General features: G+C 46.4%; 12 protein-coding genes. 5 read left to right on the forward strand and 7 right to left on the reverse strand.

From position 1 onward, the window contains the following. The first annotated feature begins 98 nt into the window (after nucleotides 1-98). The 5 genes from GO755_RS35910 (at nucleotide 99) to GO755_RS35930 (ending at nucleotide 7,080) form a co-directional block, all read left to right on the forward strand. Nucleotides 99-362, forward strand: coding sequence for a hypothetical protein (locus tag GO755_RS35910; protein ID WP_157590265.1), 264 nt, complete (start codon nucleotides 99-101; stop codon nucleotides 360-362). 1,185 nt (nucleotides 363-1,547) lie between these two features. Then, entirely contained in the window at nucleotides 1,548-2,120 is a 573-nt protein-coding gene (locus GO755_RS35915; RefSeq protein WP_157590266.1) for a hypothetical protein, read from the forward strand. A gap of 1 nt (nucleotide 2,121) precedes the next feature. Continuing rightward, a complete protein-coding gene (locus GO755_RS35920; protein WP_157590267.1) occupies nucleotides 2,122-3,474 on the forward strand; it encodes an alkaline phosphatase family protein in 1,353 nt (450 codons plus the stop codon). Between the two features lie 797 nt (nucleotides 3,475-4,271). Then, a complete protein-coding gene (locus GO755_RS35925) occupies nucleotides 4,272-5,009 on the forward strand; it encodes a hypothetical protein (RefSeq protein ID WP_157590268.1) in 738 nt (245 codons plus the stop codon). Between the two features lie 118 nt (nucleotides 5,010-5,127). Next, on the forward strand, nucleotides 5,128-7,080 hold the full coding sequence (locus GO755_RS35930) for a KUP/HAK/KT family potassium transporter (protein WP_157590269.1): 1,953 nt from the start codon (nucleotides 5,128-5,130) through the stop codon (nucleotides 7,078-7,080). A gap of 34 nt (nucleotides 7,081-7,114) precedes the next feature. On the opposite strand, the gene GO755_RS35935 is transcribed toward GO755_RS35930, so the two are convergent. From GO755_RS35935 to GO755_RS35965, 7 genes are all read right to left on the reverse strand, one after another. Beyond that, nucleotides 7,115-8,242 (reverse strand): hypothetical protein, encoded by a 1,128-nt coding sequence (locus tag GO755_RS35935; RefSeq protein ID WP_157590270.1) that lies wholly within the window; start codon nucleotides 8,240-8,242, stop codon nucleotides 7,115-7,117. Further along, entirely contained in the window at nucleotides 8,239-8,874 is a 636-nt protein-coding gene (locus GO755_RS35940) for an ABC transporter ATP-binding protein (RefSeq protein ID WP_157590271.1), read from the reverse strand. Before GO755_RS35940 ends, GO755_RS35935 begins: the two co-directional genes overlap by 4 nt. A 135-nt stretch (nucleotides 8,875-9,009) precedes the next feature. Next, nucleotides 9,010-9,930, reverse strand: a complete 921-nt coding sequence (locus GO755_RS35945; protein ID WP_157590272.1) for a helix-turn-helix domain-containing protein — start codon at nucleotides 9,928-9,930, stop codon at nucleotides 9,010-9,012. 91 nt (nucleotides 9,931-10,021) lie between these two features. Then, on the reverse strand, nucleotides 10,022-10,903 hold the full coding sequence (locus GO755_RS35950) for an SDR family NAD(P)-dependent oxidoreductase (RefSeq protein ID WP_157590273.1): 882 nt from the start codon (nucleotides 10,901-10,903) through the stop codon (nucleotides 10,022-10,024). Between the two features lie 173 nt (nucleotides 10,904-11,076). Further along, nucleotides 11,077-12,717, reverse strand: coding sequence for an alkaline phosphatase PafA (pafA, locus tag GO755_RS35955; protein WP_157590329.1), 1,641 nt, complete (start codon nucleotides 12,715-12,717; stop codon nucleotides 11,077-11,079). A gap of 453 nt (nucleotides 12,718-13,170) precedes the next feature. Continuing rightward, nucleotides 13,171-14,250 (reverse strand): DUF4249 domain-containing protein, encoded by a 1,080-nt coding sequence (locus GO755_RS35960; protein ID WP_227687224.1) that lies wholly within the window; start codon nucleotides 14,248-14,250, stop codon nucleotides 13,171-13,173. A 37-nt stretch (nucleotides 14,251-14,287) separates the two neighbouring features. Beyond that, complete coding sequence (locus tag GO755_RS35965) at nucleotides 14,288-15,736, reverse strand: Kelch repeat-containing protein (protein ID WP_157590274.1); 1,449 nt, start codon at nucleotides 15,734-15,736, stop codon at nucleotides 14,288-14,290. Nucleotides 15,737-15,774: the final 38 nt, after the last annotated feature.

Genomic DNA, 15,774 nt, shown 5'->3' on the forward strand with positions numbered 1-15,774 from the left:
TCAAACAAAGTAGCTTACTACTCTTGTCCTCTTTATGGCAATAAAGCATCTGGCAGCATAATCCTGACCAGATGAAAGAGATAGTATAGCTCACAACTATGACCCAGCCCAATGATAAAAACGATCCGGATGTTGGCCGTCAGAGGAAGCTGCTGGAAGATATGATTGGGCAGTGTGATGCCTTAATCGATGAGCTATATGAGACGATTGAGTTATTTACGCTGGATGGTGCTTCTCCTGAAGACGAAGCTATGCACACGACTACAGCCCAGGAATTGGTGTATTACACCCGTAAGCGCATTGAACTGGTAGACGCTGTGCGGTTACTGTCAACAGACACTTCATCTCAGGCTTCAGATTAACAAATGCCCCCGCTCGAAATCACAGTTCTTGCATTCGAGCGGGGGCATGACATACTTTATCTATCGTCTACTAAGAAGCGATTCGTCGATTACTTGCGAAAAACACATCATGAGGCACCTTAGTAGCTACAGGTCGTAGTATGGTAATACGACTCGACTGGATCGCCTTTGGCTGTACCGAAAATGAAGCTGGACAAGGGGTTACAACAGAATCTGAATGGTAACTATATAGACTGTACTCAACAGAGGACGGCATAGCCTGGCAAGGGATTCGAAGGATTCTAGGGCGACGGCGGGGCGGTTCTATTAACAAAAACGAGCAAACCCGAAACAGCCAGCCCCCATAGCCCTGCCAAAGCGAACCAGTGCAGCTTACGGGTAACGAGAAACAATAACGGCCAGAGCCAGAGATAATTTTCATAAAAGCATAATGAAGTGACAGACTAAATAACTTTTAGACTGTTTTTTTAGTGGAAGTAATTGTAGCGATTCGTTTAATCTACCTCGAAGTGGGATTAAAAAGCTCTTTAAGGGTAAGCAGGAAGAGCGAGGATGCTATGGAAAGCATCGCCAGCCAAGTGATTGGCGTAAAAAAGTTTGTTTTCATGAGTTTATGTTACGGTGAATGGTTTAGACAAATATATTTATTTGTTGGATATCCGTGTACTAAATTTACTGAGCGTTACGAAATATAATTATGAGTGACTACAGGATTGTTCGTTCAGTAAGAACTGAGTCGATAAATAGATGATTGATCGTGAGCCTGTAGGAATTGCAGCGGCATCTGCCTCGTTGAAGGATCGTTTATTGACACATCGCTAGCCTCCGTCTAATCAATAAGTTATCTAGTCTATATCAGGTTATTTATTTTAGGTTCGATTGCGCCATTCACTAGATGCAGTCTATTATGGGTTGATTGGGAAGCGTTGACACTTTTAGCGTCAACGCTTTTTTCAATCCAAGAATTAAGTACACATTAATGCGAACGGGACCTACTGGTTAAAGGAAACCTCCGCCAGGCATATACAGTCTCCTGCCGTACACAATGAAAAATAGGGGAAAAATACGGTGTGGCTTATGAGATTGATAATCTGGCCTTTATCCTATCTTTATACGGTACCTATTCCTAACCTAATGATCTCCCTTCATTCACCAGAGAGACTACGACACTTCTCTTTATACCTGATGGTTGCCCTATCCATCAGTCAGTTACAGTCCTGCAAACCCAGAATTTATTCCTTTACGGCAAATCCACGTACCATTGGCCCAAATGACAGTATTCAGGTTAATTGGAAAACCAGAGGAATGGCGACGTTACTTATTCATGATCGACCTATGCCTGGACCCGACACTACGAGTCGATTACGGGAGTTGACGTTAGTGGTACAAAAAAATGGGCATGAAATCAGTAAAATGATTCAGGTCGCGGTGTTGCCCAATGGAATAACAGACAAGATCGTTTTTAAAACCGTGTTGCATGGCGACACGCTGATAGCTGCGGGTGTAAACAATCCCTTACGCTGGGGAGATGCATTTGATATTCGAACAGTACAGGAGGGATCGGGCAGATCGCTTACAGTTCTTCATGCAGGCCATATATTACATCTGGAGCCTTCTTCCGAGCCCAATAAAGCGCTATTGGGAACGCCAGTTAAAGGGAATTGGGAGTTTCGGTCATTACTGACACCGGCAGAAAAGGCAGATCATCGACTGGCTCCAGACCGTTTGAGTATACTTATTACTGTACAACACCACTAATATGGCTATCGAAAATATTAAGACCATTATCCTGCTCATGTTTGAGAATCGCTCGTTTGATCACATGCTGGGTCACTTGAGCTATGAAGGATTACAACCCAATGCTGACGGCTTACGGGAGCCTCTGCAACAGTACGAGAATATATATCAGGGGGGGAGCTATATACCATTTTCAATACCCAGCGATACCCAATTATCTTCAGATATTCCGCACGAGTTTAATCAGGTAGCTACCCAGCTGGCTCGTTCAAGTGTCAACGGAAAACTGACTATGTCCGGATTCGTTGAAGCCTACGCTGATTTTACGCAGGAGAATCCTAATGTGCAGGCCGAACCGATGGGTTTCTTCAAATCGACTCAAGTGCCTATTACCAGCTTTTTAGCCCGTCAATATTGCGTCTGTGACCGATGGTTTTCATCGCTGCCAACGAGCACACAACCTAATCGTACGATGGCATTTTGTGGAGAAAGCGCCATTTACAAGACGGGTCTACAGGTGATTCCTGCTACGGGTAATTTATTTGACTGGCTGAATCAGGCTGGGATTAGCTGGCGGGTCTACCATGATGGTTTTTCTTTTTTTGGATTGTATCCCAGTTTGTGGAGCTATGTCCTGGGGAGTAAGTTTCGGGATTATGAACGTCTCTATAGCGATATGCAGCAGGGAGATGTTCCGCAAGTAATTATTGTGGAGCCAAGCTATCAGGATGCTCCGCATATTGGCCCTGACCATCCCAACGACAATCATGCTCCGTTAGCAATTGGTTGGGGAGAAGATTTCCTGCGCAGAACCTATGAAGCCGCTATCGCTAATCCGGCTGTCTGGAAAGAAACATTAATGGTCGTTTACTATGACGAGCATGGCGGTTTCTATGATCATGTGGCACCACCCGATTTTCAAAGTCAGACTACGCATACGCCACCTTTTACATTTGATAGTTTAGGACCAAGGATACCAGGTATTCTGATTTCACCCTGGGTTAAATCAGGGAGTGTTTGCCATTCGCTTTTCGATCACACGTCTGTATTACAATTTCTGGCCGAAAAATTTACTCCTGGTAAACCATATTCAGCTGCTGTGGAGGCCAGAAGGAAGCAAACTCCCGGAATTGCCAGCCTATCTGCCGCCTTGAGTGATACGTCTTCTCTACAGCCAACACCGCCACCCGCTGGCCCTATCTTCGTACAGTCGGCTTTAGGAGACACGATTGCTACTCCGCCAGATAGTGCCATGGGACAGTCTTTTGAGCAGGCAGCCCGACAAATGATGACCCTTAAGCCGAAAAAGGTACGTGATAAATACCCCGAATTATATCAATGGAAGGCTGCTGTTGACCAGGCGAGATCTGGTTAAGGTTCACTTAGGGATAATAAAGTTGATTTGTCTGAAAATCAGTAACTAACTCTTCAGGCTGATAGTCCATTAACATCGATTTTTCGTAGTATTGAACAGTCACGTACAGCGATGTACGATGGTGTGGATAAGATTGCTCAAACGCCAGTCTCGCTGAGGCTGGCGTTTTTTTGCGATAAATGCAACAAGAGTTACAGTATTTGCAACAAGAGTGATAGTCTGGCGGGCGTCATCAAGCTAATTTTGAACCGTTATTCAGAGGTCGCTTGCGACTGGGAAATCTGAATGACGCTTCAACCATACCCTTTGTAAAGCCAAAAGCCCCAACCGCAAGGAAGGGGCTTTTGAGTTATAAAGAAAAAAATAGATCGATCCGAATAGTCGTGGGGAGCCAGAAACGCAACGAGCGATATTGAGGAATATCCCGCCAATATTGGCGGGATATTTACCGCACTACATTTCTTAACTTAAATTCTGACTCTACTTACAAGTCAGGCAAATCAAGCGTAAAGCCGAATGACATTGGGAAATTCCGATAAAGATTTTCGTTTAATCCTATGATGTAAAAATTTATGATCTAAACCACCCTCGCGCTACAATCGGTGGTATGCCTTTCGGTTTCATGATTTATTCTTACAATACTTATTTGCCCTACCATTTTGAAAAACAACCTTACCAAAATGGAAAACTATCCGCGGGTTCACAGTTAGAACATTTTTAGTTTATATCTAGTAATGGGCTCATTAATAGTGTCTTATAGGTAATAGGCTGCGGCAAGAATACAATCTGGCACAGGTTTGGCTAAACGAATTCATCCACTAGCTGCGAACTGTATCGGATTACCCAAAATGCAGCAGACAGATGTGATTAAGTTACGTTTCTCGGTGCATAATCCTGTTTTCCAATTAATGAAAACCAGGTATAAAATATATAGCTTATTGATCGTCGGTATACCGTTACTGGGCGTTTGGCTGGTATGGGATTATCTGCCCGGTCGATTCCCAATCTACCTAAATGACAATGATAAGCCCGATCATTTTGTGTCGCGGCAGGAATGGCTGCGCATGTTGTTGAGTGTCCTGTTCATCCTGGGACTCATTCGTAGTGTGGTTCTTGCCCTTCTGAGTAAACGTATCAATGAGCAAGACGTGCGTTTTACACGAATTTACCTCCTGTCCGCAGCTTTCATAAGTAGCATTCTGGGGCTATTTACGATGAAGACTGTTTATCATTCTTCTGATTTTCTACCTGTTCTACTCGTGCTGTTTGGGGCTGCTGGTGTGTATCTGACAGTTGCTACAAACAGACCTTCTGATGATCAGACGGTTAACTCAAGCCTTGTCCGCCAACGGAATGAATCGTTAAGCCAGATGCATACGCTATCTCGTCTGGCGCTCATTCGAGTGAATCTACTGGCTGCTTTAGTAATGCTCTTCGCGAGGAGTGAGGATCGCTGGACAATTGGTATAACGGCTAATCTGCTGGCATTAGCTGCCCTATCTGTTATGGAAGTAATTCGTCGACCATCAGGTTAAATTCAATCGATTAATAACCTGATGGAGAATGGCTGTTTTCCCAACGGGAGCTCATTGCTCAGCCTAGTATACAACCGACCAAAGGGTGCATTGTACGCAACCACCCTACTTAATTTCTATGACTGATAAAAAAAATATCGATACTGTTTCGGCGGCTGGGTTGCTGGTTGCCATGGGTATCATTTATGGAGATATTGGTACCTCACCACTCTATACGTTACGGGCTATTATTGGGCCAACAGCTGCCATTAAAGCAGAGGTCGTACTGGGGGCGCTTTCCTGCGTATTCTGGACGCTTACTTTACAAACAACGGTGAAGTATGTTATTCTGATCTTGCGGGCCGATAACCGGGGAGAGGGTGGCATTTTTGCGCTTTACGCACTCATTCGCCGGCATGCCCGCTGGTTAACGTTGCCTGCCATTATAGGCGGTTCGGCCCTATTGGCCGATGGCATTATTACGCCCCCTATTTCAGTTTCCTCGGCGGTTGAAGGCCTGCGGCTGCTGTATCCGACCATTACGGACACGCTGATTATTCAGATTGTCCTGGTCATCCTAACCATTCTTTTTCTAATTCAGGCGTTTGGGACTAGTGTGGTGGGTACTGCTTTTGGCCCTATTATGTTAGTCTGGTTTATCATGTTGGGTACGCTGGGTATTTTTCAGATTGTGCAGGCTCCCGGTATTCTTACTGCGTTAAACCCATACCATGCCTGGTGGTTAGTATCAGAATACCCCGGCGGATTCTGGTTATTAGGCTCAGTATTTCTATGCACAACAGGGGCCGAAGCCTTGTATTCAGACATGGGTCACTGTGGGCGAGGCAATATTCGATTGAGCTGGGCATTCGTGAAAACGTGCCTGATCCTGAATTATTTGGGGCAGGGTGCCTGGTTGCTGAGTGTAGAAGGTCAGTCACTGAATGAACGAATTCCGTTCTATGAGTTAATGCCCCCCTGGTTTCTTACTCTGGGCATTATTATCGCTACTGCGGCCACGGTCATTGCCAGCCAGGCGCTGATTAGTGGGTCGTTTACCCTGATCAGCGAAGCCATTCGACTAAACTTCTGGCCCAAGGTTCAACTGCGATACCCTAGTGCACAAAAGGGGCAGCTGTATGTGCCGAGCGTTAACCTGCTGCTATGGGCAGGATGCGTTGGCGTTGTCCTTTACTTCCAGAAATCGTCCAATATGGAAGCCGCTTATGGGTTGGCTATTACGCTGACGATGTTGATGACAACATTACTGATGTCGTATTACCTGTATACTCACAAGTACCAGGCTTGGTGGGTCGTTTTATTTCTGACGGTCTATCTAGGTCTGGAAGGTAGTTTTTTAGTGGCTAACCTGATCAAGTTTCCGCATGGTGGCTGGGTTTCTGTGTTAATTGGAGCGGCCATTGCGTCGGTTATGTATATCTGGTTGCAAGCCTTTCAGATTAAGTTACGCCTGACCGAATATGTGCGGATTGACCACTATATCCAGGCAATCAAAGAGCTTAGTCGGGATATTAGTATTCCCAAGTATGCTACTCACCTGGTATTCATGAGCAATGCAGGTCGCCAGTCGGAAATTGAGTCGAAAATCATTTATTCGATTTTTCAAAAACGACCCAAACGCGCTGATATCTACTGGTTTGTGCACGTGGATACCACCGATGATCCGTATACAATGGAATATAAAGTGAACACCATCGCTCCCGATGATGCCTATAAGGTGACGTTTAAACTGGGTTTCCGGGTCGAGCAGCGGATCAATCTATTCTTCCGCAAAGTGATCGAAGACATGGTTCGTAATAAGGAGGTTGATATTACGAGTCGCTATGAATCGCTCAGTCGTCAGAACGTCATTGGTGATTTTCGATTTGTGGTTCTGGAGAAGTTCCTTTCTTTTGAAAATGAACTGCCCTTTCGTGAGCGGTTCATCATGAATATTTACTTTTTTATTAAGGGATATACTACGTCTGAAGATCGCTGGTTTGGCCTGGACAGCAGTTCGGTTAAAATTGAAAAAGTACCCTTAGTGATTCGCCCGGTTGATAATATTCAATTAAAACGATTGGCTACTTAAACGAGGCTTTCTGAATTAGTCAATTGACTGTTTCTTAGCCTAAAGACTGATAGTGATAGCGATAAAGTAGCCCCCAGGCAGCCACTATATTACCAACGGCAAGCAGTTCTGTAAATCCGAACAGAATGAGTAAAAGGGAAAAAGTAAACAACCCGAATACTGCCCGTAAATAATAATCCATACGTTGGCCGAGCCCGTACAGAAGAGCGCGAAATAATAGGGTTATACTGAGCGTCAACAAGGTACCGATCAGTCCCTCTCTGACCCCACCGACAGCCAGAAACCAGACTATCTCCGGTAGCAACAGTAAACTATACAGGGCTCCTTGCTGACAGTACAACTGCCATTGGCTGTAAGGAAAGTTTCGGGCGAAACGCAGATAGAATAACTCGAACTCACTCGACTGATAAATGAGTATAACGTGTGCCAGAGCAATACATAAACTTAGTATTCCGAACAGTCGTATATCTGTATGGGCGTCTGGGAATATAGTGAAAATGAGTACAATGCTGATCGCTGATGCTAATTTGGTAATGGCATACGTGACGCGTTTCTTGGCGATCACTTCATATAAAAACAGGCTAAAGAACGGCTTGGGCCAACTTCTTAGCCAGGTTAACCGAGTTACGTTAGCTGGTTCGGTAACCGTCGTATTGATCAATCGAGTATAATACGAAGCACTGTACAAAATAAGCGTCAGCAGATAAACGGGTATCAGTAAAGGAATGATCCAGTGCCCGAAAGCAAATCCGATGATCATGGCAAATACGCCTAAGGCAACAATGGGTAGTACAATGATAAGCTGAACTATTGACCAGGACTGAACCTGCCGGACCTGACTTAGCGCATTACTACTATAAAACAAAAACTGGACGTCCACTCGCTTCAGCCGTCCGGCAACGTATTGCCAGCTTTTCATCGTGTACAGGAAACAGAGACTAAACAGGAACACCACGCCCAATGGCTCGCTAACCGACGTGATGGCTAGTTTTAACGCATTCAGAATGATTTGTTCTTTGGTTAAGTGGGTCTGATTCAGTACACTAGTATAGAAGAAGTTGATAAAAATAACGATAAACAGAGATAGCAATAAGCCGGTATGCTCCCGGTAAAAACCGTTGGTCACTACTTTGACTAATACGCGGGTCAGGGGTCTTTTCATGAGTTATACCGTATTGTAGTATGCTCAACGACTATTTCCTGAACGGTCGGTAGAAGGCCTCCCTCGAATGCCTGATGCGACGACAGCAAAACGATTGTTTCCTGCTGGTGGCACTGTCTGGCAATCCATGAATACAGAATAGGTAAGGATTCGACATCAAGTGTCGTCAGGGGTTCATCTAACAGGATACAGGTGGGCCTCCCCAGAAAAGCCAGAACCAGGGAAAGTTTTTTAAGCATGCCACTCGAATACGTACTGACCGGATCGTTCACATAAGAAGTCATATGCATACTTTCCAGATAGAAATCCTCCTGATGGCTGGACACGTTTTTGGCTGATTTAAACAATCGAATGAGTTCGATTCCGGTTAGAAATTCAGGGAATATGGGCTCGGCTTCGGCAAAATTGACTACACTACGATAGGCTACCGACTGCTTCTTGATGTTCAATCGTTCGTTTAGGATAATATCGCCCTCAAAAGACGTTATACCCGCTAGTGCTTTCAGAAACGTGCTCTTGCCCGATCCATTACTGCCCCGAACCCAGTAAATACCCGGTGTAATCGTAAAGGTATCGATCTGAAGAACGACATGGCTGTTATATGATTTTCTGAAATTCTTGATTTGCAGCATTTGGAAAAGAAGCAAGATTCGCCGAGTCACAAATAAACGTCGAATTAGCCTATGGTGAGAACAGGAGCTGCTTAAAATTGCTTCGATTGTAAGGGAACGTGAGCTTACAGGACAGGAAAATCGGAGCGAATTGGCTTAATTGAACGACCGTCTGAATTCTAGTGGCGAAAGGTTCGTTTTCGTTTTAAATAGCTTGCTAAACGATTGCGAATGCTCAAATCCTAAAGCGTATGCCACTTCGCTTATCGATAAAGTAGTGGTAGACAGTTGCTCTTTTGCTTTTTCAATCAGTTTATCATGAATATACTGCTGTGCATTTTGTCCGATCAATGACCGCAGCATATCACTTAAATAACTGGGCGATAGGTTGAGGTGATCAGCCAGATAACTGACGGTTGGCAAGCCCTGTTCTAACAACGCCTGCGTGTTAAAATAATGCTCCAGTTCCTCCTCCAGCTTTTGTAGCAGATTATGGTTTACCGCTTTTCGGGTAATGAACTGACGTTTATAAAAACGATTCGCATAGTTCAGCAACAACTCAATTTGAGAAATAACTACGTCCTGACTGAAATCATCGATCCGGCTGGACAATTCTTTATCGATTAGGTTGAAGATCTCAAAGATTGTTCCTTTTTCATCCTCAGAAAGATGCAACGTTTCATTGGTTGAATACGAGAAGAAGCCATACTGCCTGATGGTTTTGGCCAGGGGATAGCCTAAAAAGAAATCCGGATGAATCAGCAATGTATACTCCGAACACGCGCTGACATCGTTATTATTGCTGCCGATGAGCTGGCCTGGAGACGCAAATAACAGACCACCTTCATCAAAATCATAATAACTCTGACCGTACCTTAAATTACCCTTCAGTTTGGGTTTATAGGCTATCTTATAAAAGCCAAGCACGTGGTAGTGAGGAATCTTGGACCCGTCAACCTGCGTATAGGAGCCATTGATCAAACTAACCAACGGATGCTGAGGTTTCAGTAAACCAAATGCCCGGTGCGCATCGGTTAGTGATTCTATTTTATAAGGGCTGTTTTCTTCCTTCTTCATAACTTAGTGGATGAAAAATGATAACCGACCTCCATTTAACGATCGGTTATCATGGATGCTTTATCAATAAATTTTCCAGTGCCTGAGTTCCTTAGTTGGATGAACCCTGAGCCGAATTAGAAACATCTTCCCACGCTTCCCAGGTCGCCAGACGCTCGGCGTATGCTGCTCGTACCCAAGGCAAACAATGACTGCCTAAAAAGAATCTCAATGGTGGATTTTCTGCATCTACAACGTTGAAGAGCGCTTCCGGGGTTGCTTCCGGATCGCCCCTTTCCAGCGTTTTTAAATTATCAATAAACTGCGCCTTGAAACCGGTGTAGATGTCGAGACCTTGGGCGAACTTCAAGGATTCCTGACTTCCGAATTCGGTGGCGTAGGCACCCGGCTCGATAATGGTTACGTTGATACCAAACGGTTTAACTTCTGCGGCCAGGCTTTCATGAATTGCCTCGAATGCCCATTTTGACGAACAGTAGTAGCCAATCACGGGTAAGGTTACGTGGCCAAGATTGCTCGATGTGCCCAGGATGTGACCGCCACCCTGCTTCCGTAGCAGCGGCAGAGCTGCCTGAATAACAGAAACCGGCCCAATTACATTCGTTTCGTAAAGTGCGCGAATATCATCTGCGCTGGCTTCCTCAATAGTGCCCACTAGTGAATAACCGGCGTTATTAAACACAATATCGAGCCTGCCGAAATGAGCGTAAGCTTGCTCTACGGCTGTTTTTACCTGATCTGGCCGTGTCACGTCCAGTTCCAGTGTTAGCACATTTTCTCCATATTTTTCGTTCAGGCCAGCAATGCTTTCCAACCTGCGTGCGGTAGCAGCCACCTTGTCGCCACGCTTGAGGGCGGCCTCAGTCCAAACACGTCCAAATCCACGGGAAGCCCCCGTAATGAACCAGATTTTAGTAGAAGGTACAGATGTTGTTGTCGGTTGACTGTTTGCCTTTTCACTCTGATGTGTCATATCGTAAACTTGATAATTAATGATGCATCAAAGGTCAGGCTCTCCCAGTAGTTGGCTGTAGTCGAATTGAGGGGATTTGTAGTCAAAATGAGAAAAAGGTCGCCACGTCAAAAGCGCAGCATGGCATGTGGCCAATGGTTCAAAAGCTATATCGCGAAGAGCCATATCCCTGTTTAGGGGAAGAGTGGCTCAATGACTTTGCCAACATTACCATTGGGCTCCAGGATATGTAAAAGGGCAGACACCGTTGGGGCTGTATCAGCTACAATGGTACGGGAGAAAGTTTCTCCCGCTTTAATTCCCCAGCCATAAAACAGTAAAGGAATATGGGTATCATAAGCATAGGGGCCACCATGACTGGCCGTGCTGCCTCCCGACATCCAGCCCGGTTCAATAACGAGTTGAATATCTCCACTTCGTTTGATATGGTTGCCATTCTTATACAAGGTCAGCTGGTAGTCGTTTAGCGTAGCCGTTGCTAAATCATGTAAATTCAATACGTTAGCGATACCCCTTTCATTAAGAACACGTTCTCGAATAGCTTCATAAGCATCTCGAATCGTAATTTTTTTAGCCCGCAGCGTTTCGTGATTAAGATACAGCTGATAGTTCTCCGACGCACGGATGTAATCGCCTTTGCCAAATTTTTCGGTTAGTGTCTCTTTAATGGTAGAGTTGATCTCTCCACTATTAATGCGCCCCGCCGGAAGATGATGTTCCTGCCATAACTCAACGACGTCCATAACGCCGTGATCAGCTGTCAGAAAAAAAAGATAATTCCCTTTACCCACCCAATTGTCTAATGTGCTTAATAGCTCCGCCAGATCGCGGTCCAGACGCAAATAAATGTCTTCCTCTTCGACGGAATTAGGGCCAAAGGCATGGCCTACGTAATCGGGGGTTGAGAAACTGATGGCCAGAAAATCAGTGGCCGTTCCTTTTCCCAGATTCTCGTTTTTCAGTGCTTCGAGGGCCATTTCCTTGGTTATTGTATTGCCCTGAGGAGTACTGGCAATGATACCAAAGGCATCTCCTGCCCGACCTGCCAGATCATAAGGGAAAACGGATTTTTTAGCACCGGCCAGTTTGAATTCGTAGGCTTTATTGTCGGCGGTACTTTCGGTATACTGATCAATGGGTAATAGCGTCTGCCAGCCAGATTTCATTAGGTCAGCAGGGCGTTTTTTGTCATTGTAATCTTTTACCCATTGGGGTAGGTCAGGGCGGTAGAATGTACTGGTAATCCAGTTGCCTGTTTTACTATCGAACCAGTAAGCACCATTGGCCGTATGGCCAGCAGGAAGAATAGCTCCTCGATCTTTAAGGGCAATGCCTATTGTTTTCGACTGGTAGTTGGTGCCAATCCGCAATTGATCGGTAACGGTGCTGACCATCAGGTTTCGGGGCGACATTTTGCCCGCCGATTCATTTGTCGTTCCTACTGCCTGTACGGTGCTATCTCCTACGCAATACACACCTTTGCTCAGTTGTTTGTCGTACCATTCATTGCCAACGATGCCATGAATGGCCGGCATCGAGCCCGTGTACACTGATGCGTGACCAGCTGCCGTAACCGTCAGTGCATAATGATAATGGTGATTACGACAGTTGAACCCATCCGCTAGGAGCCGCCGGAAGCCCCCATCCACGTATTTATCATAGTACCGATACCAGTAGTCGTAACGCATCTGATCAACGACAACCCCAACGACGAGTTTAGGTCGAGACAATGGGGGTAAGGAGTTAACTGGTTGTGGCGACTGCGCCAATATGACAGAGGAAATCAATAAGAACACTATAGTAAACAGACGCATAATGATCGGATGGATAATAGGTTTATACGGATAAGGATAGGCAGAAGGCATTGCTACTTTCGCTTCTTTTTTTTCTTCTTTAACTTGTGCTGGGTAGCTTGTCGGCTTTCCCACCATAGAGCCGCAATACTCAGACCAACCACTCCAGCAGTTATCATTATCATGATGAAACTTCCCATACGCCAATAAGGTCTATTGCTTTACTAACTGTCAGGAATTTATAGCCATTGATTAATAACCTATAGCGCAATCGGTGCATTTACGGGAGAATCCGGAATTCTTTCTCAGTCCGTTTTCAATCCCTCATGCCGCATCAACTGCATTCGTTTCAGTCAAAATAACAACCCAATTCTGGAAGAAATTGGGAAATTTAATTAGAAACGAAGCAATTAGAGACTAGCCGATTGGTTCGCTTGGTGTCCAGTTTTGGCTGGTGATGAACACCACAACAGACTACCGAGGTGGATAACCGCTGGGGGGAGTGAGCTGGGCCTGGGGATAAGCCTGGAAACAGTCTTGTTTTTCGGGAATAAACCGGCTGCCAAACTGATTCAGGAACCAGTTGATATTAATGGTGTCGCCGGGTATCGTTAATCGTTGCTGACTGACAGCCGAAGCCCCAAAATAGCCCAGAGCCAAGATAGTCGTGTCAGACATGGCGCGTACGTTGCCTTCGATTGAAGCAGGTTGAGGGTCAAACAAGGAACCACTTCGACTGCGCTGCTGCTCGAAAAGTAACCAGTATTGGTAAGCCCCTCGACTCAGGGAATACTGGCGGACCTGAACGTATTGATTGCCCACCGCATAAATGGGAGAACTCAACACAAGCCGCCCGCTAATGCGATGGCCATTGATCCGCTCATCCGATAAAACCTCCGTCAGCGGTCCAAGATAAGGAACCCAACACGAACAGGTATTACAAACTTGAGGGCGCTCGCCGGGTGGAGTAGGTGGGGCATGAAGCGGATCACTCTTTGCCCAGCGAGGTAGATAACTCTGGGCTTCCCACCGGTAAAAATTGCCTGGTGTGGGCGGGTCCTGCGTATCAACCCGGATCTGGTAGATATCCGGTTGCCCCAATTCCCGAATCTGGCGGTAATACTGAGCGTCCAGAGGGTCCAGGGGAGCCACAGCTTGTAAAGGCTCTGACCGGGACTGGTAATGACTGCCGTCAGGCAGCTTGACCGAAAGCGTGTAGGATCGACCGGGTTGTCCACGAAAGGTGGGATCGCGCAGCCAGTAATAAGCCGGATTCAACGCATCCTGTTCCAGACTGACTGTGCGCCCTGTATTATCGGACACGGTAGCCTCAGCTCCGTTGACCGCCAATTCTTCAGGAATTAACAGAGAACCGGTCAGATTACCCGAATAGGTCAGCTTGATCAAATAGGGTGGAGCTTCATCGGTTATCAGCCCATCAACGACCAGGCGACGTTCGATTTGGCGAATGGGCAAGGCTACCGGATCGACGCAGGCACTCAAGCCTACTAGTAGGCTCAGTAAGGAAAGAAAAGTAGCCAGCGAACGGTGCATAATAGAGTGGACAATCGTGAAAGGATGCTGGTGAGCTTTATTTAGGCTGAAAAGTCCACCAGTCTGTGCAGGCGACTTGCCGAATGCCGGTCGTGGTCCGCTGACTTTCGTACCCCCAGCCCAGATAAACCCGATCGGCCGTGCTAAGTACGGCCACATACCGGTTTCCCTGTCCGGGGTATTGGGTTGCGTACTGCCACTGATCGGTGGTGGGGTCATATTGCCAGAGATCACGCAGGCCCGCTTGATCACTAACGGCCGCGCCGAGTCCGTAATAGCCTTTCCCTTGCAGAGAAAACCCAACTCCCCGACTGCGAGGAGTGCCGGGAAAATTGGCCCGTTGTTGCCATGTATCGGTGCGTGGGTTGTAAGCCCATAAATGGACTGGCTGACCAGGAGATTGATTGACTACGTAGCCAACATTATTAACGGTGAAGGTCGCTAGTGTACCCGGTGCTTCAGGCAGCGGAGCGCAGGCAAGCTGGGGAAAATCAGCATTGATCGACCGCATGGCTGGCGTGCCGTTCTGGGTTAAAAAATAGGCTTGATCCGTGTCCGAGAGTTCATCTTTAGCGATAAAAAACGCCACTTCGCCCTCTTCTCCTTCGTAGGTCGGTACAACAAGCCCATCTTTACCTGCGATGATACACCAAAGATCGTGGTAGTAAAAGAACCTGCTCGCCCCCTGTTCATTTATGGCGTAGCCCAGCCCATAGAAGTAATGCCGGTCACTTTTAAAAAACAGGTTGAATTGCAACACACCCCGGCGGGGCTGAATTTTGAGGAGTTTGGTAATTCCTGGGTCCTGAGCTGCCTGAATCCATCCATTATTGGCAGACACATACTGCCAGACCTGCATTTGGTCAGCGCCCGCATAGCGAGCCAGTACAATGTTATTGAACTCATCGGTGACCGGATAAGCCGTGAAATCTCCCCCGACCAGCGGGGCGTGGGGTAGGCGTTTCCAGTTCAGGTCCGAGGAACGGTGTGTATAGGTGCGAAGGGCAGTGACCGAGTCCTGATAGTTAAGGAGAAATCGTAACTCAGCCTGATACGTACGGTTATTGATCAGCCCTTTGGCTTGCAGCGGAATTAGTGAAAAGCTGCCCAAGTTCAGATCATCTCCCTGGGTTAGTTCTATTGATTGGCCAGTCGTATCCCGGAGCGTGAGACGCCAGGCGTTAGTGGGGAAGCCCTGAGTACGCTTCAGCACGAGTTCGGCTTCTGATGAGGTTACCGCCTGTATACTAACCAAAGAAGCCTGGGGTAACGCTGATGGATCAACACTGACTACAGGAACCAGGTTAGCTGATTTACAGCCCGCTAATGTCAGCAAAGAACAAACCATCAGCCTCCGTAAGCTGGGCAATTGGAATAGGTAGGGTGCGCTAATAGTATATTTGGGTAACGAGCAATGGTCAGTAAACCCCGGCGTTTCTTGCTGATTTGGAGCCAAGAATAAGCGGGTAAAATAGGTATTTGGCATAACGTGTTACAGTCAACCGATTTATGTGTTTACCGCCT

It is taken from the genome of Spirosoma arboris, assembly GCF_009754945.1.
In the GTDB taxonomy this organism is placed as follows: Bacteria; Bacteroidota; Bacteroidia; order Cytophagales; family Spirosomataceae; genus Spirosoma; species Spirosoma arboris.

What these genes read in the sequence shown, in the direction of transcription:
- pafA (WP_157590329.1), bottom strand. Translation starts at nt 12,717, where the DNA reads ATGCGTCTGTTTACTATAGTGTTCTTATTGATTTCCTCTGTCATATTG.
- GO755_RS35945 (WP_157590272.1), bottom strand. Translation starts at nt 9,930, where the DNA reads ATGAAGAAGGAAGAAAACAGCCCTTATAAAATAGAATCACTAACCGAT.
- GO755_RS35910 (WP_157590265.1), top strand. Translation starts at nt 99, where the DNA reads ATGACCCAGCCCAATGATAAAAACGATCCGGATGTTGGCCGTCAGAGG.
- GO755_RS35950 (WP_157590273.1), bottom strand. Translation starts at nt 10,903, where the DNA reads ATGACACATCAGAGTGAAAAGGCAAACAGTCAACCGACAACAACATCT.
- GO755_RS35930 (WP_157590269.1), top strand. Translation starts at nt 5,128, where the DNA reads ATGACTGATAAAAAAAATATCGATACTGTTTCGGCGGCTGGGTTGCTG.
- GO755_RS35965 (WP_157590274.1), bottom strand. Translation starts at nt 15,736, where the DNA reads ATGCCAAATACCTATTTTACCCGCTTATTCTTGGCTCCAAATCAGCAA.
- GO755_RS35935 (WP_157590270.1), bottom strand. Translation starts at nt 8,242, where the DNA reads ATGAAAAGACCCCTGACCCGCGTATTAGTCAAAGTAGTGACCAACGGT.
- GO755_RS35915 (WP_157590266.1), top strand. Translation starts at nt 1,548, where the DNA reads ATGGTTGCCCTATCCATCAGTCAGTTACAGTCCTGCAAACCCAGAATT.
- GO755_RS35940 (WP_157590271.1), bottom strand. Translation starts at nt 8,874, where the DNA reads ATGCTGCAAATCAAGAATTTCAGAAAATCATATAACAGCCATGTCGTT.
- GO755_RS35920 (WP_157590267.1), top strand. Translation starts at nt 2,122, where the DNA reads ATGGCTATCGAAAATATTAAGACCATTATCCTGCTCATGTTTGAGAAT.
- GO755_RS35960 (WP_227687224.1), bottom strand. Translation starts at nt 14,250, where the DNA reads ATGCACCGTTCGCTGGCTACTTTTCTTTCCTTACTGAGCCTACTAGTA.